Source organism: Acidovorax sp. T1, from assembly GCF_002176815.1.
In the GTDB taxonomy this organism is placed as follows: Bacteria; Pseudomonadota; Gammaproteobacteria; order Burkholderiales; family Burkholderiaceae_C; genus Acidovorax.
The window spans coordinates 2,346,463-2,371,020 of record NZ_CP021648.1 but is presented as its reverse complement, the minus strand read 5'-3'; the positions used below and the strand labels follow the sequence as shown (position 1 = coordinate 2,371,020).

18 protein-coding genes and 2 tRNA genes are annotated in these 24,558 nt (G+C 64.8%); 14 read left to right on the top strand and 6 right to left on the bottom strand.

The window, feature by feature from the left end; translation table 11 throughout:
- The first annotated feature begins 7 nt into the window (after positions 1–7).
- Complete coding sequence (locus tag CCX87_RS10985; RefSeq protein ID WP_087746262.1) at positions 8–7,822, top strand: hypothetical protein; 7,815 nt, start codon at positions 8–10, stop codon at positions 7,820–7,822.
- Positions 7,823–8,001: 179 nt separating this feature from the next.
- Here CCX87_RS10985 and CCX87_RS20850 read toward each other — a convergent pair whose 3' ends face one another.
- The 3 genes from CCX87_RS20850 to CCX87_RS10975 are packed head-to-tail and all read right to left on the bottom strand — an operon-like array spanning position 8,002 to position 8,728.
- Positions 8,002–8,139 carry a hypothetical protein gene (locus CCX87_RS20850; protein ID WP_157667123.1) on the bottom strand — a complete coding sequence of 46 codons (138 nt, stop codon included), beginning with the start codon at positions 8,137–8,139 and terminating at the stop codon, positions 8,002–8,004.
- The gene (locus tag CCX87_RS10980; protein ID WP_087746260.1) at positions 8,136–8,426 is read right to left on the bottom strand and encodes a hypothetical protein; all 291 of its coding nucleotides are present in this window, start codon (positions 8,424–8,426) and stop codon (positions 8,136–8,138) included. The genes CCX87_RS20850 and CCX87_RS10980 overlap by 4 nt, the downstream gene beginning before the upstream one ends.
- Before the next feature lie 2 nt (positions 8,427–8,428).
- Positions 8,429–8,728: a hypothetical protein gene (locus CCX87_RS10975; RefSeq protein WP_087746258.1), complete on the bottom strand. Its 300-nt coding sequence runs from the start codon at positions 8,726–8,728 to the stop codon at positions 8,429–8,431.
- Positions 8,729–8,839: 111 nt separating this feature from the next.
- Here CCX87_RS10975 and CCX87_RS20845 point away from each other — a divergent pair.
- From CCX87_RS20845 to rimO, 4 genes are all read left to right on the top strand, one after another.
- Positions 8,840–8,909 (top strand) — tRNA-OTHER (locus CCX87_RS20845).
- Positions 8,910–9,210: 301 nt separating this feature from the next.
- Positions 9,211–9,591 (top strand): hypothetical protein, encoded by a 381-nt coding sequence (locus CCX87_RS10970; RefSeq protein WP_087746257.1) that lies wholly within the window; start codon positions 9,211–9,213, stop codon positions 9,589–9,591.
- Positions 9,592–9,775: 184 nt separating this feature from the next.
- On the top strand, positions 9,776–10,339 hold the full coding sequence (gene phaR / locus CCX87_RS10965) for a polyhydroxyalkanoate synthesis repressor PhaR (RefSeq protein WP_198314703.1): 564 nt from the start codon (positions 9,776–9,778) through the stop codon (positions 10,337–10,339).
- Positions 10,340–10,399: 60 nt separating this feature from the next.
- A complete protein-coding gene (gene rimO, locus CCX87_RS10960) occupies positions 10,400–11,791 on the top strand; it encodes a 30S ribosomal protein S12 methylthiotransferase RimO (protein WP_087746255.1) in 1,392 nt (463 codons plus the stop codon).
- A gap of 116 nt (positions 11,792–11,907) precedes the next feature.
- On the opposite strand, the gene efp is transcribed toward rimO, so the two are convergent.
- The 3 genes from efp to CCX87_RS10945 all read right to left on the bottom strand — a co-directional run bounded on the left by efp (position 11,908) and on the right by CCX87_RS10945 (position 14,656).
- A complete protein-coding gene (gene efp / locus CCX87_RS10955; RefSeq protein WP_087746252.1) occupies positions 11,908–12,462 on the bottom strand; it encodes an elongation factor P in 555 nt (184 codons plus the stop codon).
- A gap of 149 nt (positions 12,463–12,611) precedes the next feature.
- Positions 12,612–13,754, bottom strand: coding sequence for an elongation factor P maturation arginine rhamnosyltransferase EarP (earP, locus tag CCX87_RS10950; RefSeq protein WP_087746250.1), 1,143 nt, complete (start codon positions 13,752–13,754; stop codon positions 12,612–12,614).
- On the bottom strand, positions 13,751–14,656 hold the full coding sequence (locus CCX87_RS10945; RefSeq protein WP_087746248.1) for a LysR family transcriptional regulator: 906 nt from the start codon (positions 14,654–14,656) through the stop codon (positions 13,751–13,753). Before CCX87_RS10945 ends, earP begins: the two co-directional genes overlap by 4 nt.
- 133 nt (positions 14,657–14,789) lie before the next feature.
- On the opposite strand from CCX87_RS10945, the gene CCX87_RS10940 reads away from it, so the two are divergent.
- The 9 genes from CCX87_RS10940 (at position 14,790) to CCX87_RS10900 (ending at position 24,556) form a co-directional block, all read left to right on the top strand.
- Positions 14,790–16,004, top strand: coding sequence for a CaiB/BaiF CoA transferase family protein (locus CCX87_RS10940; RefSeq protein ID WP_087748298.1), 1,215 nt, complete (start codon positions 14,790–14,792; stop codon positions 16,002–16,004).
- Positions 16,001–16,987: a hydroxymethylglutaryl-CoA lyase gene (locus CCX87_RS10935; protein WP_087746246.1), complete on the top strand. Its 987-nt coding sequence runs from the start codon at positions 16,001–16,003 to the stop codon at positions 16,985–16,987. The genes CCX87_RS10940 and CCX87_RS10935 overlap by 4 nt, the downstream gene beginning before the upstream one ends.
- Positions 16,988–17,034: 47 nt before the next feature.
- Positions 17,035–18,015 (top strand): Bug family tripartite tricarboxylate transporter substrate binding protein, encoded by a 981-nt coding sequence (locus tag CCX87_RS10930; protein ID WP_087746244.1) that lies wholly within the window; start codon positions 17,035–17,037, stop codon positions 18,013–18,015.
- A gap of 110 nt (positions 18,016–18,125) precedes the next feature.
- Positions 18,126–20,159, top strand: a complete 2,034-nt coding sequence (uvrC, locus tag CCX87_RS10925) for an excinuclease ABC subunit UvrC (protein WP_087746242.1) — start codon at positions 18,126–18,128, stop codon at positions 20,157–20,159.
- Positions 20,160–20,192: 33 nt separating this feature from the next.
- Positions 20,193–20,759 carry a CDP-diacylglycerol--glycerol-3-phosphate 3-phosphatidyltransferase gene (pgsA, locus tag CCX87_RS10920; protein WP_087746240.1) on the top strand — a complete coding sequence of 189 codons (567 nt, stop codon included), beginning with the start codon at positions 20,193–20,195 and terminating at the stop codon, positions 20,757–20,759.
- A 70-nt stretch (positions 20,760–20,829) separates the two neighbouring features.
- Positions 20,830–21,915, top strand: coding sequence for a tartrate dehydrogenase (locus tag CCX87_RS10915; RefSeq protein ID WP_087746238.1), 1,086 nt, complete (start codon positions 20,830–20,832; stop codon positions 21,913–21,915).
- Positions 21,916–22,218: 303 nt separating this feature from the next.
- Positions 22,219–22,491, top strand: coding sequence for an HU family DNA-binding protein (locus tag CCX87_RS10910; RefSeq protein ID WP_024815362.1), 273 nt, complete (start codon positions 22,219–22,221; stop codon positions 22,489–22,491).
- A 15-nt stretch (positions 22,492–22,506) separates the two neighbouring features.
- Positions 22,507–22,582 (top strand) — tRNA-Val (locus CCX87_RS10905).
- A 60-nt stretch (positions 22,583–22,642) separates the two neighbouring features.
- Positions 22,643–24,556, top strand: coding sequence for a SurA N-terminal domain-containing protein (locus CCX87_RS10900; RefSeq protein ID WP_087746236.1), 1,914 nt, complete (start codon positions 22,643–22,645; stop codon positions 24,554–24,556).
- Positions 24,557–24,558: the final 2 nt, after the last annotated feature.

Genomic DNA, 24,558 nt, shown 5'->3' with positions numbered 1-24,558 from the left:
CTCCGACATGGCAACCCTCCGCGACCCTCTGTTCGGGCTCGATAACGCCCCATCCGCCGAATGGCAGGCCGCTGAGGCCGAAGCCGCCCGACCCAACTCTCTGCGCGGCGGCTGGGAGGCCGGCCGCATCGGCTCCGAGCGCAATGCGCTGGGTATCGACGAACTTGCCGCTCGTGCTGCGGGCGACATCCAGCGCGCCGAGACCCTGCGCATGCAGAACGACGCCCTGGGTCAAGCCCAGGCCCGGGTGGCCCCAGAAGTCCAGCGGGTCGAAGACATCGACAGTATCGGCACCGGCCTGAACTGGCTCGGTGGCCAGGTGGGGCAGGGCGTGGCCTCGATGGCCGAGCCTGTCGCCGCAGCCACTGCGCTGGGCGGCATCGGCCGCGTGGCCGGCATGCTGCCGGGCACAGCAGGCAAGGTGGGGCGTGCCATCGGCACCGTCGGCGCACCAGCGGCGGCGCTCGGCATCAACCAGCGCCAGATGGCCGGCGAGTTCGCCAACGACGCCATGCAGGACCAGGAGCTCATGGCGCGCACATCGCCGCAGGACCTGTACCGGACCGCGAACGTCGTCGGCGGTGTGGCGGGCTTGGCGGATACGGTCCTCCCAGGCGTCATCGGCCACCAGCTCACGGGCGGCGCGTTGCGCGCCGGCATGAAGGCTGCGGGCGCAGGCATGGGCCCTGCGGCGAAGACCGGGCTCGGTATGCTCGGCGAAGGTGCGACGGAGCTGGGGCAGGGCGAAGTCGGACGCTACGCGCTCGGCCAGCTCAACCCGAACCGTGGCACGGGCAGTGACAACTCTGACCGCCTGAACGAAGCCGCCGGAGGCGCAGCAGGCGGCGGCCCGCTCATCGCCGCTGGTGCCTACGCCGACGCAGGCTACCGCCGCGTGGGGCAGGCTGCAGACATGGTCGGTACCAAGACCGGCGAGCTGGTCGACCTGGCCAAGGAGAAATACGAAGGCAGTGCGCTGCAGGGCGGTGTGGACAAGGTCGTGGCCGCAGGCAAGCGGAAGGCTGGTGACCTGATCGACCTCGCGCGCGGCGACGACGGCCAGATCAGCCTGACCAAGCTGGCCGACACCGTGCGCGAAGGCGCCGACGATCTGGTGCAGCGCTACAAGGTCTCGGCCGAAGAGCGCGACATTCTCGAAGGGGTGCCGCCTGAGGACGTGGCCGCAGACCCTGTGAAGTACGACGCGTGGAACGCAGAGAACACGGGCAAGCGGATGAACTTCATCGCGCAGCGGCTCGACCAGATGGCCGAGAACGACCCGAGGGCTGCCGAGCTCTTTGACCGCCTGGCGAACGAGCAGGACCCGGTCGCACAGGAGGTAGTGGCGCAGGAAGCGTCGAAGCACATCCTCGAGACCAACGAGATCGAGCAGCTGGCCAGCCGGGGCGAACGCGCCGCTGCGGCCATGGGCGAGATGGCCTCGAAGGGCGCAAGCGCGCTGGGCAAGGGCGCCGTCGCCGTGGGCAAGGGCGCGATGAAGTTCGGCAAGGCCGTGTTCGACGGCGCGTCCGCCGAAGCACGCAAGAAGAATGCGCAGGGTGGGGATTACGCCGCCCAAGGCTACGAGGCCTGGCTCGAACGCACCGGCCGCGCCGCCACCGAGCGCGTGGTGCAGGGGGCCAAGAACAGCCCGGCTGCATCCCAGGTCAAGCGCCGGGGCGAGGTTTTCGGTGAGATGCTGGCGACGGAGACCCAGGCTGCGTTGGCTGCTCGCGGCTTCGACGCCCAGCGCATGAACAAGGTCACTGGGCTGTTGCGCGACGTTGGCTACGACCTCGCGCACCTGTCCAGCAAAGGCGGGCCACAAGGCCCAGGTGCCGCGCTGACCGTGGGCCGCATCGCCAACACCTTGCGTACTGCCCTGGGGGCACGCGCCGAGGGCGTGGTGGGCCAACTGCAGGCCCTGGCCGACCCGAAGGCCGCCAAGATGTTCGAGCAGCTGAGCAACGAGATCGCCAACGGGCGCAGCTTCTCTGGGCGGCAGCAGGCCGAGCAAGTCCGTAACGCCACGGCCAACCAGCTGGTGGCGATGCTGCCCGCTGCCGACATGCAGGAGGTCATGCGCAGCGAAGCCGCTGGCGGCAAGCTGAACCGCCACTGGCTGCTCGACACCATCGAGGGCCTGGCCAACGGCCACGAGTCGCCCCAGCTGCGCAAAGCCCTGGAGCAGAAGTTCGGCCCCGAGGCTGTGGGTCAGATGCTGGCGCTGGTGGGCGACGAGCTGCCTGCGCCGACGACGGTGTACGGGGCAGGCGCTGACTACGACGCGCGCGAGCGTGAAGACGGCGAGAAGAAAGTCGAGAAGGGCTCCGGGCCCAAGGTGTACGGCTTCGCCAAAACCGCGGGCCAGTCGCTGCGCGGCAGCACCGACCGCCGTGACCCGTTCTCACCCGTCAGCAAAATGTCTCCGTCCGAGGCGCTGGCCTTCAAGGACGAGAACCTGCAGCGCAAGGCCGAAGGGCTGGAGCCGCTGGCCGGCGCGCCGGTGAAACGCCCTGGACTGTTCAAGCTGACGGACACCCTGTTCGCTGGCGGCAACGCCCTCGAGAAGAAGCTCGCCGACATGGAGGCCGCCACCGAGAAGACCGGCCACCGCGTGAGCGCGCAGTCTGCGCTCGAGGTCATGCAGGGCCTGAACTTCCAGCCCGCCAAGATCCTGTCGGTCTACCGCGACTACCTGCGCCAGGACGCTGGCAACGAGGGGCTGTCTGATGCCGAGCGCAAGGCGCTGGCGGCCATGGCCAACAAGGCCAACCGCGCGGTGTTGGACGCGATGGACCAGGAGGGCGAAGGCAAGACCGCATATCGTCTGTCTGCCGGAGATCGCAAACAGATTGCCGAGGCCGCCGAGGCGTACTTCAAGGAACGCTACGTCGCTGTGGCCGAGCAGCTCAGTGACGCCGTGCCCGACCGCATCGAACTGACCGAGTTGCTGAGCATGGGCCGCGACGGAGCCAAGGCCGTGGCGTTCGCGCGGGGGCAGGGCGACCAACAGTTCTCCGTCCTCGACGAGGCCAATCTCATCACGTTCCAATCGGACCTGCTGAAGAACAAGGACCGCGGGCTGCACGTCCGCGCCGACACCCTGGTGAACTGGGTGCGGGCTCAGCGCGCACGCAACGAGACCAAGGCCGACGCCAAGGAAGATAACTCCAACCGCGCCAAGAACCAGGCTTACCTGGACGACCTGCTGGAAGGCATCACGGCGGTGACGACCAGCGGGGCGGTGGTCGAGAAGATGCCCACCCGCATCAACGCCAAGGGCGAGTACGAGTCGTTCGCCAAGAGCATCCCCCCGAGCCTGCGCCTGGTCACCTCGACCTACGGCGCCATGATGAAGGGCAAGGCACAGCGCGCCGAGGCACGCGGCCGCGTGGAAGACCCGCTCGGGCCGAACGAGGAAGACGTGGCCCAGGACCAGGCACGCAACGAAGAGTTCTTCGTGGCGGACCCGCTGGAAGGCCTGGAGCCTGAACCCGCCGCCAGCCGCGCGCAGGGGCAGACGATGACTGCCGAGGAAGAGGGGCAGTTCGCTGCCCTGAACACCGCTAAGGAGCGCCGCGAATTTCTCAAGGGTTTGGGCCTGAAGAAGAGCGGCGAGCAGTTCGGCGACGCGCGCTCGGAGGAAGCCAAGACTGACGGCGATGACGCCGCGCCGCTGGACTTCTTCCCCAGGCAGAAGGCCGGCGCGGTGCCCGACGAGTTCGCCGATCAGCAGTTCCGCACCACCAAGAAAGCCGCCGACGTGGCCGTCGGCCCCGAGAACAAGATGTCGGCCATGGCCAAGGCCCCCGAGCGCGGGGCTGAAATCGCCCGTACGCTGAACAAGGACTTCGCGGCCGGTGTGGCGATGATCGAGTCCCGCCTGCGCAGCGCCCAGCGCCCCGAGTTCATCGCCGACAAGAAAGCCCGCGAGACCTCCGCGGTGGGCGGCCAGCACTACGTGATGCCGCTGGCCTACGCGCTGAACGCTGACACCATCAGCAAGCTCGACCTGGGCCCAGCAGAAGCTAAGAAGCTGACCGCATTGCGCGGTGAGGCTGCCAAGATCATCCTGCTGGCCGACAAGCTGAAGGAGAACCAGAAAGTTGCGCTCACCAAGGCCATGGCCCCCGCCGCCTCGGTCGACAAGGTGAACCTGGCCAACTACGCGAAGCTGCTGCAGAAGGCCTCTCCGGCTGCCCCGGAGGTGGCGGCAGCCGGAGCCCCAAAATCCCAACCGAAGCCCAGTGGGGCGGCTGACTGGTCTGACACCGGCGCGCGCAAGCTGAGCGCCATGTCGTCCGAGATCCACAACGACCTCGAGCGCGGCGGGTTCGCTGCCACGCACGACTCGCCCATCCGCCACGAGGGCAAGTTCAACTGGCGCGAGCACACCGGCAAGGGTGAGGGCAACGCTGCGTTCGGCGCGGGCACATACCTGTCGACCGGCGACAAAGTCCACAACTTCTACAAGAAGATGATGACGGAGAAAGTGCGTGGTGAGGCGTACCTCAACGACCCGCAGCTCCGTGACATGAACGCAGAGTTCAATGACATCAAGGGACGGGTCCGCGGCGCGGTAGGGCCCGACAAGCAGGCGCTCGTGCAGCGAGCGCATGAGCTGAGTAAGTTGATGGCTGCGCGAGAAGAATCGCTCAGCCCGAAGGCCCCCACCTATCACGTCTCCGTCAACGCCATGAAGGCGCAGCTGCTGAACTGGGACAAGCCGCTGTCGGGGCAGAGCAGCTACGTGCAGAAGCGACTGGAGGGTGTGGTTCCAAACGACCCGTGGGGCAATGATGACATGGCCGCGCTCATAGCCGGTGTATCCGATGGGTCCTCTGTGCGGATCGACCCGGCGTATCTCCGTGGGGAGGGAGACCGATTTCTGGTGCGCCACGACGGCAAGGTGGTCGGGTACTTTGTGACGGAGGCAGAGGCAAAAAACGGTGCGCGACAAGCGCTGGCGGGGCAGGGGCTGACACTAGTGGCCTCACCAACAGGGCGTGAGCTTTACGGGCAGCTCACCGACGAACTCGGCTCCCAAGCCGCTGCGTCCGACTACCTCCAGAGCCTGGGCATCCTGGGCCATGAGTACGCCGCATCCAACGGGCGCGACGGCAAGACGCCGAACTACGTGATCTACGACGACAGCAAGATCACCACGAACTACGTTCACTTCAACCGCCAGGGCGGCAACGCCCGCGTCGCCACCCAGGCCGAGATGGATGAGGCCGTAGCCTACATCCGCAAGGTGCTGGGGCCGCAGATCAAGGTCGAGTTCAAGGACATCACCGGCTATGCGGGCGAGTGGCTCGACACCGAGCAGGCGATCCAGATCAGCACCACCGCTGCCCCAGGCGTCCTGCACACGGCCTACCACGAGGCGCTGCACGGGTTTTTCAGCAAGTTCGTGAAGAATGACCCCCGCGCGCTGGACGTCCTGCGCAGCCTGGCCGAGAACGACAAGATCCTGGCCCGCGTGGCTGCGCTGCTGGCCGGGCACCCTGCGGCGATCGACCAGCTCAAGAGCGGCGAGGAGCGGCTGGCCTACATCTATCAGTTCTGGGCCGCCGGCAAGCTGGACCTGCCCATGGGCAAGCCCCGCACGCTGCTCCAGAAGGTGCGCAAGTTCTTCCGGCGTGTGCTGGGCTTGGTCAAGGACTCCGAGCGCGCTGTAGCCCTGTTTGAGGCCTTCCACGGGGGTCAGCTGGCCGAGCCGAGCGCCGCCGGCAAGGTCATTGCCCGGGTACTGGATGAAGGTACAGGTGTTTTGAAGGCCCGGCGCAGCATGGATGGCCTGACCCAGTGGCTGGCGGCAAAAACCATGCCATCTGAGACCGTGCTGGCGACCAGTGAGAGCAAGGCCGCTCAGGCCCTGGCCAAGGAGTTCTTCACGAACCCAGGCGACGAGGACGCAGGCAAAGAGGCTGAGGGCTACCTGAACGCCCGCCGCCGTGTGGCCGCCCGCTACAACAACACCTTCGCCCAGGCCATCCGGGGGCTGAGCGACCGCGACCTGACCGAGGTAGCCAAGCTGCTGCAGGACGAGGCCGAGCTGGCGGACATCCCGTACGCTCCGCACCGCGAGGCTGTAGGCAAGATCCGTGGCCTGCTGCAGCGCTTCTACAAATACATGAGCGACGAGCGCGGGCTGGAGCTGGGCCACGCCGGGGACAAATACTTCCCCCGCGTGTGGAACACCCACCTGCTGCACGAGAAAAAAGACCAGTTTGTGCAGATGCTCGCCACCCACTACGACGCCGTGCTCGAGCAGGGTGCCCAGGGCAGCAAGGGCAAGCTTTCCAAGGAGCAAGTGGCAGAGCGCATCTGGCGCGCGCTGGTGGACCGCGAAGGCGTGAACGACAAGCTCGACGCCCAGCGCCAAGACGGCGTGCTGGCCCCGTTCTTCGCCAGCAAAGAAAATCGCACTTTGGCGTGGCTGTCCGGTGAGCACGTCCAGCCGTTCCTCGAGAAGAACCTCGTGGCCACGCTGAGCCGCTACTTCCATCAGGGCGTGCGGGCGGCGGAATACACCGACCGCTTCGGCGCTGACGGCGAAGCCCTGGAGGCCAAGCTGATGGAAATCCAGGGCGAGCTGACCGAGCTGTCGATGGCCAAGCTGCAGCGCAAGGAGTTCAAGGACGACGCCGCCCGCGCCAAGTGGGTGTCCCGCCAGTACCGCGACGTGGCCGAGGCCGTGGGCGCAATGGAGGGCACGCTGGGCAAGGATGTGTCGCCCACGGTGCGCAAACTCAACAGCTGGATGACGGTCTACCAGAACGTGCGCCTGCTGCCCCTGAGCCTGTTCGCCTCGTTCGTCGACCCTCTGGGCATGGTGGCCCGGGGCGCGACGATGAAGGAGGCCTACGACGCATTCCTGCGCGGCATGAAGGAGGTCACGAGCAACTGGGGCGACATGTTCCGCGAGGAGCCCAAGGAGCGCCAAGCCGACCAGTGGGAGAAGCTGGCCGAGCACGTCGGGGCGGTGGACGCGGCGCTGTTCGCCCACCACGTGAGCGACGAGTATTCGTCGGTGTACATGGAGCGCGGCGCCAAGACCATCAACGACACGATGTTCAAGCTCAACGGCATGGAAGCCTGGAACCGCGGCATGCGCGTGGCCGGGGTGAAGAGCGCGGTGGCTTTCATCGAGCGCCATGCTGGCGGTGCAGACAAGGTCCACAGCACGCGCTGGCTGGAAGAGCTGGGGCTGGACCCGAAGAACATCCCGCTGGACACCGAAGGCAAGCTCATCACCGACAAGAGCGTACTGATGCAGCAGAAGGGCATGGGCAAGTCCCAGGCCGAGCGCGAGATCGACGCGGTTCACTACGCGATCAACCGCTGGGTCGAAGGCGCCATCCTGACGCCCAACGCAGCGCAGCGCCCAGCGTGGGGCAGCGACCCGCACTACAGCATGTTCTTCCACCTCAAGCAGTTCAGCTACAGCTTCCACCAGACCATCCTCAAGCGCGCAGTGAAGGAAATGAACCACGGCAATCTCGCCCCCATGGGCGCGTTCGTCTGGTACATCCCGACCATGATCGCAGCGGACATCACCAAGGGGCTGATCCAGGGCGGCGGCGAGTTGCCTGCGTACATGAAGGGCTACGACGCGGGCGACTGGATGATGCACGGCGTGCAGCGTGCGGGGCTGCTGGGGGCCGGACAGATCGGCGTGGACGCGGGCGAGGACATGTTCTCGCTGGCAGGGCCGGGCGTAGAGCAGATGATCGACGCGATGCGCGACCCGCTGAGCGAGACGACGATCAAGGCGCTGCCCGCGCACGGGCTGTACGCGGCGGCGTTGCGCTGAACCCCGCGCCCCATAAAACCTGAGTCAAAAAGAAAAGAGCGCCTCGGCGCTCTTCTTTCATTACGGTCTGTTCCGTAAACTCTGTATAGGTTATTTCTTCTATCTACTACTTATATAAATATTTTATTTTCTCGAAAGAAAGTAAATATAAGTATAAGAATACAAGGGATAGAAAAGAGTCATGCAGCCCTGGCGGCCGCGCGTTTCTTCTTGGCCCACTGGTACGTGCCGTGCGCGACGAGCAGGATGCCGACGGCAGCGCGGAGTGCTTTGTAGGCTGCGCGCAGCAGGCGGGCGATGGCGAAGAAAGTGGTCATTGGTCGTCCTCTGGTTCGTCTTCGAGCTGGACGACTGTGTCGTCCCAGGTCTCGTGGGTGATGACCACGACCGAGCCCTGTGAAGGGTCGGTAGGGTCGATGAGGTAGCGCGACAGGATGGTGCCGGTGCGCTTCATTGCCACCTCGTTGCGCTTGGCTTCGCGCGGCGTGATGTTGCCGTGGTCATTGATGGCGTGTCGTGCGATCAGGTCCAGCGGCAAGCGCTTGAGCTTGATCTTCGCCGCCTCAGTGACGCGTAGGTTGCCGAGCAGAAAGTTGGCATACATGGTCAGGTCCTTTTCCACGGCACCATATTGGCGATGCAGCCGACGGCCAGCACCACCGGCGTGCCGAACACGCCCAGCTCCAGGAACCCTCCGTCGCCGGTGTAGAGCAGGGCCATGAGGCAGGCACCGGCCCAGGTGAGCGCGGCGCCGAGCGGCCAGGGGCGCAGGTACGGGCCCAGCGCCGCAGCGGCAGTGATGCCGATGACCAGCCCAGGGTGCGACGCGGTGGCGTAGAGCACGTACCCGCCCAGGGCGATCCACAGGACGAAGAGGGCGAAGCGGGCGATCTTGATGGCTTCCATAGGGTTCCTTCAGGCGGCGAGGTTGTGTGCCAGTCTGCCACTGTTCTTGGAAAAACCGCAGCGGCTGTCATAGTTAGATGTCATAGTCGTGCTCAAATCAAGGCTGCACGCGGGCTGCGAGGCTACCATCGTCACCTTGACATGGTGGGGGTCGTTGGTTCGAGTCCAATCGCGCCTACCAACTAACCATTGGTAAAAGCCTTCCAAGTATATGACTTGGAAGGCTTTTTTTATTGGTGTCGCAATTACCAGGCCTTGGATCGTGAACACGTTCTTGCGCTGTTGGGCGCCGGCTGAAAACCGGCTGGCACCCGCTCTGGCGAGCACGCAGTGGCCTGTGTCCAGGTTGGCGTGGCAGTGGCGGGATGTTGTCTGACGGCGCCACAGTCTCCTGGCCCACGCGAACGGCGTGGCGTGGGATTTACAACGGTGGTGCAGCGAGCATTTCGCTTGCCTGCGCGTCAACTTCCCAAGGAGCGCACATGAACTCATCCACTATTCAGTCGACCGGCGTCAAGCCGGTTGACCCAGACCTTGCCGAGCAGGCCGTTCCGGGGCATGGTGTGCCATCCCAGGATCCAACCCCCGCAGCCCAGGTGGCCCTCAATCCCGAGGAAGCTGAGCGGGAGTCAAAGTCCACCCTCATCGGGGGCGGTGTCGTGGCGGGTTCGGCTGCGGGTGCCGCTGTTGGCGCCGCGGTGGCGGGTCCGGTCGGCATCTTGGTCGGCGGCACGCTGGGCGCTGTGGTCGGAGCGCTCGGCGGCGGCGCGGCTGGCGAGCTGGCCAATCCAGAGGGCGCGGACAATGCAGACGATGTCCGCAAAGATACCGATGACACCCAAGACCGCAGGCCGCCGCGCTGAGGCGCCTGGTAAGCCAGTCCGATGGAAGCCGCAGGCTGGGCAGCAGGCCATGCCGGTTGGCGCGATTCGCGCACCGCTGCTGCCATGAGGCCAGGGCTGCGGGAATCGCTCTCTGGTGGCCATCAGGGTAATCCTTTGCCGGGCAGGGGGCTCTCACTCTCTAGAATCTGCTGCACTGCAATAAATGGGCGTCGAGCCCGAGGAGTCCGTCTTGCCCGACCAGAACAGCGCCACCGCCGCCAAGACAGCGCAGCGCGTGATCAAGAAATACCCGAATCGCCGCCTGTACGACACGGATACCTCCACCTACATCACCCTGGCCGAAGTGCGCCAGCTCGTCATGGCCCACCAGAACGTGGTGGTGCGCGATGCCAAGACGGGAGAGGACCTCACGCGCAGCATTCTGCTGCAGATCATTCTGGAAGAAGAGGCCGGCGGCGCACCCATGTTCACCGAGGCGGTGCTGGCGAACATCATCCGCTTTTACGGTCACGCCATGCAGGGTTTCATGGGGGCATATCTGGAGAAGAACGTGCAGGTCTTCACCGATGTGCAGGCGAAGCTGGTCGAGCAGTCGCAAAACGTCACGCCGGAAATGTGGGCGCAGTTCATGAGTCTGCAGTCGCCCATGCTCAAGGGCATGATGGGCAGCTACGTGGAGCAGTCGCAGTCGATGCTCAACCAGATGCAGGAGCAGATGCAAAAGCAGACCGAGCAGATGCTGAGCGCCTTTGGGGTGAAGCGCTGAACAGGGCCAAATCCGGCCGCCCAACCCCCTTGGGCGCCGGAACTGGGACAATACGGGGATATGAGCGAAGCACTCTCCCCCACCAAAACACCCAAAGTCGGATTCGTCAGCCTCGGTTGCCCCAAGGCCCTGACGGACTCTGAACTCATCCTCACGCAACTGAGCGCCGAGGGCTACGAGACCTCCAAGACCTTTGAGGGCGCGGACCTGGTCATCGTCAACACCTGCGGCTTCATTGACGACGCCGTGAAAGAAAGCCTGGACACCATTGGCGAGGCGCTGGCCGAGAACGGCAAGGTCATCGTCACCGGCTGCCTGGGCGCACGCGCGGGCGAGGGCGGTGGCAATATGGTGCGGCAGATGCACCCCAGCGTGCTGGCTGTGACCGGCCCGCATGCCACGCAAGAGGTGATGGACGCCGTGCACCTGAACCTGCCCAAGCCGCACGATCCGTTTCTCGACCTGGTGCCGGGCAGCTTTGGCGTGGCGGGCATCAAGCTCACGCCCAAGCACTATGCCTACCTCAAGATCAGCGAAGGCTGCAACCACCGCTGCACCTTCTGCATCATCCCCTCGATGCGTGGCGACCTGGTGTCGCGCCCCATTGGCGATGTGCTCAGCGAAGCCAAGGCTTTGTTTGAAGGCGGCGTGAAAGAGCTGCTGGTGATCAGCCAGGACACCTCGGCCTATGGCGTGGATGTGAAATACCGCACCGGTTTCTGGGATGGCAAGCCCGTCAAGACGCGCATGCTGGAACTGGTGCAGACGCTGGGCGAGATTGCCGAGCCTTATGGTGCCTGGGTGCGCTTGCACTATGTGTACCCGTACCCGAGCGTGGACGATGTGATCCCGCTCATGGCCACGGGCCGCGTGCTGCCCTACCTGGACGTGCCCTTCCAGCACAGCCACCCCGATGTGCTCAAGCGCATGAAGCGCCCCGCCAGCGGTGAGCGCAACCTGGAGCGCATCCAGCGCTGGCGCGAGGCCTGCCCCGAGATCGTGATCCGCAGCACCTTCATCGCCGGTTTTCCGGGCGAGACCGAAGAAGAGTTCCAGCACCTGCTCGACTTTGTGCGCGAGGCGCAGATCGACCGTGCCGGCTGCTTTGCCTACAGCGACGTGACCGGCGCGGTGGCCAACGAGCTGCCCGGCATGCTGCCCCTGGAAGTGCGCGAAGAGCGCCGCGCCCGCTTCATGGCCGTGGCCGAAGAAGTGTCGATCGCCAGGCTGCAGCGCCGCGTGGGCGCCACCATGCAGGTGCTGGTCGATTCAGCCCCCGGCCTGGGCCGCAAAGGCGGTGTGGGCCGCACCTATGCCGACGCACCCGAGATCGACGGCACCGTGCAGCTGCTGCCGCCCGAGAAGATCAGCAAGACCATGAAGGTGGGCGAGTTCACCAAGGCGCGCATTGTGGGCGTGCGCGGGCACGACCTGGTGGCGCAGCCGATCTGATGGGCTGAGATTGCTATTGAATAAATAGCTGAAGGCGCTTTCTGGACGGGCGCTATAGGCTAAAAAGACACAAAAAAGGCTTCCCGAGGGAAGCCTTTTTGCTGTGCGCGGCACGATTACACGCGCTTGCGGTATTCGCCGGTGCGGGTGTCGATTTCGATCTTGTCGCCCTGGCTGACGAACAGCGGCACGGGCACTTCGAAGCCGGTGGCGATCTTGGCGGGCTTGAGCACCTTGCCGGAGGTATCGCCCTTGACGGCGGGTTCCGTCCAGGTGATTTCGCGCTCGACGCTGGTGGGCAGTTCGACCGAGATGGCCTTGCCGTCGTAGAACACCACTTCCACGGTCATGCCGTCTTCCAGGTAGTTCAGTGCGTCGCCCATGTTTTCGGCTTCGACTTCGTACTGGTTGAATTCGGTGTCCATGCAGACATACATGGGGTCGGCGAAGTAGGAGTAGGTGCACTCCTTCTTGTCCAGGATCACGTTGTCGATCTTGTCGTCGGCCTTGAACACGTTTTCGGTGCCGAAGTTGCCGATCAGGCTCTTGAGCTTCATGCGCACGGTGGCAGCGCCGCGGCCGCCGCGGGCGTATTCGGTCTTGAGGACGACCATGGGGTCCTTGCCGTGCATGATGACGTTGCCGGCGCGGATTTCTTGAGCGATTTTCATAGCAGGTTGCTTGGGTTGGGGCCGCTCAACGCAGGGGCTGGTGGCCTTCAGGGACAGAAGGCGCGCCGTGCCGATGCATGTTCCGCGGCGGGAATGCGCGGGATGGGGGCACTGACGCGCCGCACCTGTTTTGCGCAAAGCCCTGTATTTTACCGTTTTTCGGCGACAAAGCTTAAAAGTTGTGCAACGAGATTGTCCTGCGTCAGTAGGCGTGCACGGGCGGCTTCAACGCACGCAGTCCATTCGGCCAGGGTGTCGTCGTCGGGCCATTGCAGCGGCGCGGCGTCCAGCCCGTTCCAGGTGGCGTGAAACCGTCGCAGCGAAGCCGGGGCCTGCAGCCAGTCCAGAAAGGCCCAGAGCTTGTCGTGGTGCGCGTTGTCGTGCTGCGGATAGATCTGCCAGACCAGCGCCTGCCCGGCCCACAGCGCCCGCACCAGCGAGTCCTCGCCACGCACGGCGTTGAAGTCGCAGGCCCAGAGCATTTCGTCAAACGCAGGCTGCGGGCGGTGGGGGAGGTATGAAATGGATAGCTGCTCGCGCTGATCGGACAAGCGCTTGGGGGTGATTGGACCCATATCTTCTGCCAAGGCCGCCAACACCGCCGCCGTCGGGCGGCCGGGGGTGACCAGCAAGTGCGTGGGTTGCTCCTGCATTCGCTGCAGGAGCTGGGGCAGGGCGGTGGGCTCGTAGCAGAACAGCGACACCCAGCGCTGCCCCGGCGCGCCATCGCCCAGGCCGAACGCCGCCGCGTGTGCGGCCCGCCAGGCGGTGCGGTCAAACGCTTCGCGGCGCGCTATCAGGTCGTTCTCGCGCAGCAGCCCGCCGGTGGCGGGGGTGAAGCCCGGGTAGAAGAACCAGCGCGTCCAGCCTGCAGCGGGGCCGGACAGGATGGGCGACGGCAGCCGGTGGTTGCGCTCCACATAGCTTTCAGCCGACAGGTATTCCAGGTTGATCCAGATGGGTTTTGGGTGATTTTGGCCTCTAACGCTTTCCTGGAAAGCGCTATAAGCTATGAATTCAGGAGCGATATCACAACCGAATGCCTCCAGCATCACATCGGGTGCAGGTTCCTCGGGGCCGGGCGGTGGCGCGCCCCAGGCGCGCAGCTCCACACCCGGGCAGCCCTGCGGCGCCATCCACTGCAGGGCCGAGGCGTCGTCCGTCCACAGGCGCACCTGCTGGCCTTGCGCGGCCAGTTGCGTGGCCAGGCGCCAGCACACGCCGATGTCGCCAAAGTTGTCGATCACGCGGCAGAAAACATCCCATTGCAGGGTGGCGAAGGGCTGGGTCATGGCGTGGCGGTAGTGCTTGGCGGGTTGCGCAGGTGGTCCACCAGCAGCCGCGCGACGCTGGACAGGGATTCGTCGGCGCGCACGCACAGCACCAGCCGGCGCTGCGCCCAGGGCTCGTTCAGCGTGATGGCCCGGATGGCCAGCGTGCCGCGGTAGAGCGCGGCGCTGCCGCGCGGCATCACGCCAATGCCCAGGCCGGCGGCCACCATCAGGCACAGGGCGTCGTAGCTCGTGACCTGGATGCGTAGCTTGAGCGGCAAATCCGCCTCGGCGGCGGCGCGCATGAGCTGGTTGTTGACGGCGCTGCCCGGGTGCATGCCGACAAAGTCAAAGGGCAGGGCCTCGGCCAGGCGCACCGCCTTGCGCCGGGCCAGCGCATGGCCGGTGGGCACCACCAGCACCAGTTCGTCGCTGCGGTACGGCAGCAGCGTGATGCGGTCGCCATAGTTGCCGTTGTTCAGGATGCCCACATCGGCCGCGTTTTCGGCCACCGACTGGGCTATTGATGTGCTGATCTGTTCCTGCAGGCGCACATCGACCTGCGGGTGCAGCGCCAGAAAGCTTTGCAGCTCGCCAGGCAAAAACTGCGTGATGGCCGAAATGTTGGCCACCACGCGCACATGGCCGCGCACGCCGGTGCCGTATTCGCGCATCTGGCTGGCAATGCCGTCGAGGTCGTTGAGCACGCCGCGCGCCAGGTTCAGCAGCGCAAACGCTGCCGCGGTGGGCTCGGTGCCCCGGTTGCTGCGGGTGAACAGCGCCACCTGCAGCGCGGCCTCCAGGTCGGCCAGGCGGCGGCTCACGGCCGATGCGGCCAGGTGTTCGCGCGCGGCGGCGGCGGTGATGGTGCTTTCTTCCATCACGGCAACAAACAGGCGCAGGGAGACGGGGTCGAGCTTCATGGGGAGGTGATCGTACCCCGCCATGCCGCTTTGCGATGGCAGCTTCGCGCATCAGCGTTTTGCGGCCGGGGCGGGCATGCGCATGATGCGGGCCGAAACAACTCAGGCGGCATGCCTGCGGAGACAGCACTGCATGGATTCCTCGCAATCACTTCCTTCCCCCGCCGCGCTCGCTGGCGTGCGCGTGGTCGAAATGGGCCAGCTCATTGCCGGCCCGTTTTGCGGCAAGACGCTGGGCGAGTTTGGTGCTGACGTCATCAAGATCGAGGCACCGCAGACGGGCGACCCGCTGCGCAACTGGCGCCTGATCAAGGAAGGCACCTCGGTGTGGTGGCAGGTGCAGTCGCGCAACAAGCGCTCGGTGGCGCTGGACCTGCGCAAAAAAGAGGGCCAGGCCATCGCCCGCCAGCTGATTGCCGAGGCCGATGTGCTGGTCGAGAACTTCCGCCCCGGCACGCTCGAAGCCTGGGGCATGTCGCCCGAAGAACTGCACGCGCTCAACCCCGGCCTGGTGATGCTGCGCATTTCGGGCTATGGCCAGACCGGGCCGTACCGCGACCTGCCGGGCTTTGGTGCCATCGGCGAGGCCATGGGCGGCCTGCGCCACCTGACGGGTGAGCCTGGCCGCGTGCCGGTGCGGGTGGGTGTGTCGATTGGCGACACGCTGGCCGCGCTGCACGGCACCATCGGCGTGCTGACGGCGCTGTACCACCGCAAGGTCAACGGCGGCCAAGGCCAGGTGATCGACGTGGCACTGCACGAGGCCGTGTTCAACGTGATGGAAAGCCTGATCCCCGAATACAGCGCCTTCGGCGTGGTGCGCGAGGCCGCCGGCAGCGCGCTGCCCGGCATTGCGCCGTCCAACGCCTACCCCTGCCAGGACGGCTGGGTGCTGATTGCCGGCAATGGCGACAGCATTTTCAAGCGGCTGATGGACACCATTGGCCGCCCCGACCTGGGCGCCGCGCCGGATCTGGCCGACAACGCGGGCCGCGTGGCGCGGGTGCAGGAACTCGACGCCGCCATTGGCGCCTGGAGCGCGCAACGCAGCGTGCAGCAGGTGCTGGATGCGCTTGCCGCTGCGCGCGTGCCCGCCGGCAAGGTCTACACCGCCAAGGACATCGCCGAAGACCCGCATTACCGCGCCCGCGACATGCTGTTGACCCAGCAGACGCGCGACGGCTACACGGTGCAGGTGCCCGGCATCGTGCCCAAGCTCTCGGCCACGCCCGGCACCATCCGCAGCAGCGCGCCGCACCTGGGCGATGACACCGATGCCGTGCTGGCCGAGGCGGGCTTGTCGCATGAACAGATTGCGCTGCTGCGCAGCAAAGGAGTCATTCAATGAGCGAGCAGCGCAACACCGTATGGCAAGGCGCGGGCCGCCGCATCCACCTGCAGGAAGTCGGCCTGCGCGACGGCCTGCAGATGGAGCAGGCCTTTGTGCCCACCGAGGACAAGATCGCGCTGTGCAATGCGCTGTCGGCGGCTGGCCTGTCCAAGATCGAGGTGACCTCGTTCACCTCGCCCACGGCCATCCCGGCGCTGAAAGACGCCGAGATCGTGATGCGCGAGATCACGCGCCGCCCTGGCACTGTTTACACCGCGCTGGTGCCCAACCTGCGCGGCGCTGAGCGCGCCATCGAGTCGCGCACGGACGAGCTGAACCTCGTCATGTCGGTCAGCGCCACGCACAACCTGGCCAACCTGCGCATGGCGCAGGAACAGTCGTTCGCGGCGCTGGCGCAGGTGGTGGCCCTGGCGCAGGCGGCTCAGGTGGCCGTCAACGTGTCACTCTCCTGCGTATTTGGCTGCCCCATGGAAGGTGACGTGCCCCAGGCCGATGTGTTCGGCTGGGTGCAGCGCTTTGCCGACCTGGGCGTGCGCGGCATCACGCTGTGCGACACCACGGGCATGGCCTACCCCACGCAGGTGCACCAGATCACGGCGTCGGCCCGCGCGCGCTGGCCGGGTGTGGAGTTCACCCTGCACTTTCACAACACACGCGGCATGGGCCTGGCCAACGTGCTGGCGGCCATTGATGCGGGTGCAGACCGGTTCGATGCCTCGCTGGGCGGTTTGGGCGGCTGCCCGTATGCACCGGGCGCCAGCGGCAATGTGTGCAGCGAGGAAATCGTGCACGCGCTGCAGCCCATGGGCTACGACACGGGGGTGGACCTGGGCGCGCTGGTTGCCGCTGCGCAGCGCCTGCCGGCCCTCATCGGCCATGACATCCCGAGCCAGATCGCCAAGGCGGGGCCGCGCCTGGCGCTGCACCCGGTGCCTGCGGACTTCGAGGCGATCCGCGAACGGGCGTCGTCGCGGTCTTGACGCGCGCTGGACGATTTCTATTTCAGAAACAACAAGGAGACAGAAACATGAACCTCAATCGCAAACAATGCACCACGCTGGCCATCGCGGCCCTCGCCCTGGGCACGATCGGCAGCGCGGGGGCGCAAGGCGTCTATCCCGCCAAAACCGTGACCATGGTGGTGCCCACTGCAGCGGGCGGCACCACCGACCTGTCGGCCCGCATGCTGGCCCAGGCGCTGGCGCCGGTGCTGGGCCAGTCGGTGGTGGTGGACAACAAGGGCGGTGGCAACGGCAACATTGCCGCCAGCATCGTCAAGCGCGCCGAGGCCGATGGCTACACGTTGCTCATGCAGTACTCGGGCTACCACGTCATCTCGCCCCACCTCACCAAGGTGCCGCAGTGGGCGCAAAGCGACTTTCAACCGGTGGCCAATGTGATATCGGCGCCGCAGATCATCGTGGTGCGGGCCGACCTGCCGGTGAAGACGCTGCCCGATCTCATCGCCTATGCCAAGGCCAACCCCGGCAAGCTGAACTACGCCTCGTCGGGCAACGGCTCGCTGCAGCATGTGACCGGTGCCATGCTGGAGCTGCAGGGCGGCATCAGGATGGTGCATGTGCCTTATAAGGGCACGGGCCCCGCGCTGCAGGATTTGCTGGGTGGCCAGGTGGATCTGACCTTTGGCACCGCGCCGCCCTTCATGCCGCACATCGCCGCGGGCAAGCTGCGCGTGCTGGCCGTGACCGGCAAACAGCGCCTGCCCAGCCTGCCCGATGTGCCCACCACCGCCGAGGCGGGCTATCCCAAGGTCGACGCCACCTCGTGGTTTGCCGTGTTTGCCCCGGCCGCCGTGCCCAAGGCGGTGGTGGACAAGCTGACGGCTGACATCCGCACTGTGGTGCAGAACGCCGCCTTCCAGCAAAAGGCGCAGGAGCAGGGCGCCACGGCCGACTACCAGGCACCCGCGCAGCTGGGGGATAAGGTGAAGGCCGATCTGGCCAACTGGGCCTCGGTGGTGAAAAGCTCGAAGATCGAAGCAGAATAATGGTCAAATGGGCCGCTAGCGCTTGATGGATAAGCGCTAACAGCTATTGATTGTGTAGCGTTTGGGGGTGGCCGCTGGGTGCTGCCCAGCGCGCGGCCACAATACGTGCCATGTCTGATGTGCATTCCGAAGAACTGCTGGCGCAGGTGGCTGCGCTGCCCGCGCTGCCCGGTGTTTACCGCTATTTTGATGCGCAAGGTGCGCTGCTTTATGTGGGCAAGGCGCTCAACCTCAAGCGCCGCGTCTCGAGCTATTTTCAAAAGAACCATGGCGGCACGCGCATCGGCCACATGGTCGGCAAGATCGTGCGCATGGAGACCACGGTGGTGCGCTCGGAGGCCGAGGCGCTGCTGCTGGAAAACAACCTCATCAAGTCGCTGAACCCCAAGTTCAACATCCTGTTCCGCGACGACAAGAGTTATCCCTACCTCAAGATCACGGGCACCGCCAATGGCACGGGCGATGCGCCAGGCCAGGTGTTTCCGCGCATGGCCTATTACCGCGGCGCGGTCGATAAAAAGCACCGCTATTTCGGCCCCTACCCCAGCGCCTGGGCGGTGAAGGAAACCATCCAGCTGCTGCAAAAGGTGTTCCGGCTGCGCACCTGCGAAGACACGGTGTTTGCCAACCGCACGCGGCCCTGCCTGCTCTATCAGATCAAGCGCTGCACGGGGCCCTGCGTCAACCTGATCTCGCCCGAGGCCTATGCCGCCGACGTGCAGAACGCCGAGGCCCTGCTGCGCGGCGAAACCCAGGAGCTGCTGCAGGCACTGGAAGCGCGGATGATGGCGCACTCGGACAAGCTGGAGTTTGAACAGGCCGCGGAGGTGCGCAACCAGATCCAGGCGCTGTCGCGCGTGCTGCACCAGCAATCCATCGAGACCATCGACGACAAGGATGTGGACATTCTGGCCGTGCGCGTGCAGGGTGGCCGTGCCTGCGTGAACCTGGCCATGGTGCGCGGCGGGCGGCACCTGGGCGATAGGCCTTACTTTCCGGTGCATGTGGAGGATGCTGCCGCCGTCTACAACGCGGAAAGCCCCGAGGATGCAGGGCCAGCGGCTGATGGTTCGGGGTGTGACGAGGGCGCGGCCCTTGTCTCGGCCGCCGCTGCGCGCCCGGTGGAGGCGCTGGTGCTGGAAGCCTTCATCGCCCAGCACTACATCGGTGTGCCCGTGCCGCCTTTGCTGGTGACCAGCGTGCCGGTGGACAAGGCCCTGCTGGCGGCGCTGACCGAGCAAAGCGGTGTGCGCGTGCATGCCATCCACCAGCCGCGCGAGCAGCGCCGCGCCTGGCTGGACATGGCGCAAAAGAACGCTGACCTGCAACTGGCCCGGCTGCTGGCCGAAGAAGGATCGCAGCAGGCGCGCACCCGCGCGCTGGCCGAGGCACTGGACTTGCCACCCGAAGACCTGGACCAGCTCACCATCGAGTGCTTTGACATCTCGCACACGGCGGGCGAATCCACCCAGGCCTCGTGCGTGGTGTTCCACCACCACAAGATGCAGAGCAGCGAATACCGCCGCTACAAGATCGAAGGCATCACGGGCGGCGACGACTACGCCGCCATGCGCCAGGTGCTCACACGCCGCTACAGCAAGGTGGCCGAGGCCGCGCGCGAGGCCGGGGGCATCGACTTTGCGGCCAACCCTGCGCCTGGGGTCGAGGAGGCCGCCAGGCCCAAGGGCGTGGCGCGCCTGCCTGACCTGGTGCTGATCGACGGCGGCAAGGGCCAGGTGGGCGTGGCGCGCGAGGTGTTCACGGCGCTCGGGCTGGACCTCACGCGCATCGTGGGTGTGGAAAAAGGCGAGGGCCGCAAGGTCGGGCTGGAAGAACTGGTGTTTGCCGACGGGCGCGAAAAGGTCTATCTGGGCAAGGATTCGGCCGCGCTGATGCTGGTCGCCCAGATCCGCGACGAGGCCCACCGCTTTGCCATCACCGGCATGCGCGCCGCGCGCGCCAAGGTGCGCGTGGGCGGCGGGCAGCTCGAAGAAATTGCCGGTGTGGGCCCCAAGAAGCGCGCCCGGCTGCTGCAGCGCTTTGGCGGTGTGCGCGGCGTGGCGGCGGCCAGTGTGGAAGACCTGGTGACGGTGGACGGCATTTCGCGCGAGCTGGCCGAAGAAATCTATCGCGCACTGCGCTGAAATCGGCCGGGCCAGCGTGACACAATCACGCCCATGTTTTTCACCATTCCCACCATCATGACCTGGACGCGCATCGTCGCGATACCTTTGATCGTGGGGGTGTTCTACGCGCCGCTCGACCCGGCCACGCGCAATCTCATCGCCACCGTGATGTTCGTGGTGTTTGCCGCCACCGACTGGCTCGATGGCTTTCTGGCGCGCAAGCTCAACCAGACGTCTTCGTTCGGCGCTTTTCTCGACCCGGTGGCCGACAAGTTTTTGGTCTGCGCATCGCTCCTGGTGCTGGTGTATCTGCAGCGCGCCGATGTGTTTGTGGCGCTCATCATCATTGGCCGCGAGATCGCGATCTCGGCCCTGCGCGAATGGATGGCGCAGATCGGTGCCAGCAAGAGCGTGGCCGTGCACATGATCGGCAAGGTCAAGACCGCGGTGCAGATGACGGCTATCCCGTTCCTGCTGTACGACGGGCACCTGTTTGGCGTGATCGATACCGGGGTGTGGGGCACCTGGCTCATCTGGGTATCGGCCGTGCTCACGGTGTGGTCCATGGTGTATTACCTGCAAAAGGCACTGCCTGAGATTCGGGCCCGAGTGAAGTAGTTTTTAAGTATTTTTGGCCGCTAGCGCTTGATGGGTAAGCGCTGATAGCTATATTTTCAGGAGCGAGTGAATGGCGAAGCATCGCATCGCAGTGGTGGCCGGTGACGGCATTGGCAAAGAGGTCATGCCCGAAGGCCTGCGCGTGATGGACGCGGCGGCCCGCCAATTCGGCATCGACCTGCAATTCGACCATTTCGACTTTTCGAGCTGGGACTACTACGAGAAGCACGGCAAGATGCTGCCCGACAACTGGAAGGACCAGATCGGCGGCCACGAAGCCATCTATTTTGGCGCCGTGGGCTGGCCCGAGAAAATTGCCGACCATGTGTCGCTGTGGGGCTCGCTGCTGCTGTTCCGTCGCGAGTTCGACCAGTACATCAACCTGCGGCCCGCACGCCTCATGCCCGGCGTGATCGCCCCCGTGGTGCGGCGCGATGGCTCACCCCGCCTGCCCGGTGAGATCGACATGCTCATCGTGCGCGAGAACACCGAGGGTGAATACTCCAGCATCGGCGGTCGCATGTACGAAGGCACGCCGCGCGAGATCGTGATGCAGGAGACGGTGATGTCCCGCCACGGCGTGGACCGCGTGCTGAAATTCGCGTTCGAGCTGGCCCAGTCGCGCCCTAAAAAGCACCTGACCAGCGCCACCAAGTCCAACGGCATCGCCATCACCATGCCCTATTGGGACGAGCGCGTGGCCGAGATGGCCAAGTCCTACCCCGATGTGAAGGTGGACAAGTTCCACATCGACATCCTTACCGCGCACTTTGTGCAGCGCCCAGATTTTTTTGATGTGGTGGTGGCCAGCAACCTGTTTGGCGACATCCTCTCGGACCTGGGCCCGGCCTGCACCGGCACCATCGGCATCGCGCCCAGCGCCAACCTCAACCCCACGCGCACCATGCCTTCGCTGTTCGAGCCCGTGCATGGCTCGGCGCCCGACATTGCAGGGCAGGGCATTGCCAACCCCATCGGCCAGATCTGGTGCGGCGCGATGATGCTCGACTTTCTCGGCTACCGCGCTGCGCACGATGCCGTGCTGGCTGCCATCGAGGCCGTGCTCGATCCGCAAGGCGGCGGCCCGCGCACGCCTGATCTGGGTGGAAAAGCCCGCACACAGGACGTAGGGCGCGCCATCGCCGCGGCGCTGTAGCCAGCAACACCCGTGCGGTGTCAATCGGGAATGTTGCCCATGCTGCGGCTTTGAGACAAAAGCGCCTTGCAAGCCCCGTCGTACCGTGAAATGCGACTAGAATTCCAATCAACGCTGCGTCAAACCAGCGTGTTGTATTGACACCCGGAAACTCGATGGCTTTAATCTGATGCAGCAGCGCCTGCTGCATACGCCAGTCATTCCCCCGTCTGATGCCCACCAGCCCGAAGGGTTGTGCTTTTGGACGTGTGAGGACCAGATATCCGCGAGACATTCCATCAACTCTTTTCCGAGAGGCTTCTTGTGAACAAAACCGAACTGATCGAGCACATCGCTACCAACGCCGATATCTCCAAGGCCGCTGCAGCGCGCGCCCTGGAATCCACGATTGAGGCCGTCAAGAAGACCCTGAAGAAGGGCGGCACTGTTTCGCTCGTCGGTTTCGGCACATTCGCAGTTGGCAAGCGGGCTGCTCGCACGGGCCGCAATCCCCGTACCGGCGCTGCGATTAAAATCAAAGCTGCTAAAGTTCCGAAGTTTCGTCCAGGCAAGGCTTTGAAAGACGCCTTGAATTGATGGCCAGTTAGGTTGGGGTCCTTAGCTCAGTTGGTAGAGCGGCTCCTTTACACGGAGTAGGTCGGCGGTTCGAGACCGTCAGGACCCACCACCACCGAACAAAGGCGAACGAAAGTTCGCCTTTTGTTTTTTTGTCACTGAAAGATCGACCATGTTTGAATCCATCCGCAAGCACTCTAAGATCGTGATGCTCTTGTTGTTCTTGCTGATCATTCCATCGTTTGTGCTGGTGGGCATTGACAGCAACTACTTCTCCGAAAAGAGTGCTGTCGTTGCACGCGTTGATGGTCACGACATCAAGCAGACCGACTGGGATAACGCACACAGGATGGAGACAGACAGAATCCGTGCCCAGTCACCCACGCTGGATGCCAAACTGCTCGACTCTCCCGAGGCACGTTATGCAACCTTGGAGCGTATGGTGCGAGACCGGGTATTTCTGGCAGCAGCACAGAAAATGCACCTCGTCACCAGTGACAGTCGCCTGGCCCGCAGTCTGCAGGAAATACCGGCCATTGCCGCCCTCAAGCGCCCCGATGGATCGCTCGATGCCGAGGCCTACCGCGCCCTGGTTGGCGCCCAAGGACTGACGCCGGAAGGCTTCGAAGCCAACGTGCGCCGGGAAATTTCAGTGAACCAGGTCGTCGGCGGGGTCATGGGCTCCGCCTTCAGCACCGATGCGCAGGTCAAGCTGTCGCTGGATGCCTTGTACCAACGCCGGGAGGTGCAGATTGCACGCTTCAATCCTGCCGATTTTTCAAACAAGGTAACGCCAACGGATGCAGATCTGGAGGGCTATTACAATTCCCATACGTCCGATTTCCAGCAGGCCGAACAGGCTGCCGTGGAATATGTGGTGCTGGATCTTGACAGCGTGCGTGCTGGCATTACCTTGAACGAAGACGACCTGCGTACCTATTACAAGGAAAACGTGGCCCGCCTTGCCGGCAAGGAAGAACGCCGCGCCAGTCATATCCTGATCAATGCGCCCAAGGATGCGCCGGCCGCCGACCGCGAGAAAGCCAAGGCCCGTGCAACGCAATTGCTGGAGCAGGTGCGCAAGGCCCCCGCCACTTTTGCGGAGGTTGCCAAGAAGTCGTCCGAGGATTCAGGGTCTGCCGGCGCCGGTGGCGATCTGAATTTCTTTGGACTGGGTGCCATGGTCAAGCCGTTCGAGGAAGCGGCTTTTGCGATGAAAAAAGGGGATATCAGCGATGTGGTGGAAACCGATTTCGGCTACCACATCATCTTGCTGACGGATATCAAGACACCGCCTCAGCCGAGCTTTGAAGAACTGCGCCCGTCCATGGAAGCCGAACTCAAGCAACAGCAAGCGCAGCGCAAGTTTGCCGAGGTGGCCGAATCGTTTGCCAATGGCGTTTACGAGCAATCCGACAGCCTCAAGCCCGTGGCTGAGAAACTCAAGCTCAAGGTGCTGACCGCATCGGGTGTCACCCGCACGTCGGCGCCTGGAGCGACGGGCCCCTTGGCCAATGGCAAGCTGCTGGAAGCGCTGTTTTCGTCGGACTCCATCGCGAACAAGCGCAATACCGAAGCAGTAGAGATCGGACCCAGCCAGATGGCAGCCGCCCGCATAAGCACCTACACCGCTGCACGCACCCTGCCGCTGGATGAGGTGCGACCACGTGTACGTAGTCTTTACGTCGCCGAGAAATCGGCCGAACTGGCGCGCAAGGAGGGCGAGACCAAGCTGGCGGCATGGAAAGCTGCGCCGAACAATGTTGCTGACCTCCAGCCGGCCATGGTTATCTCGCGTGACCAACCCCAGAATCAGCCGCGGCCTGTGGTGGACGCTGTGTTGGGCGCCAGTGCGGCCACCTTGCCAGCCTGGGTTGGTGTGGACCTGGGAGCGCAGGGATATTCGGTAGCCAAGATCAATCGACTGGTTCCACGCGAGGCACCCAACGAACAAACCGCCCGCCAAGAACGTCAGCAATACCTTCAGTGGTTGAGCAATGCCGAGGGGTTGGCCTATTATGAACTGCTGAAAGATCGTTTCAAGGTGCAGATCAAGGCTTCGCGCCCCCAGTCCACACCGGGCTGATC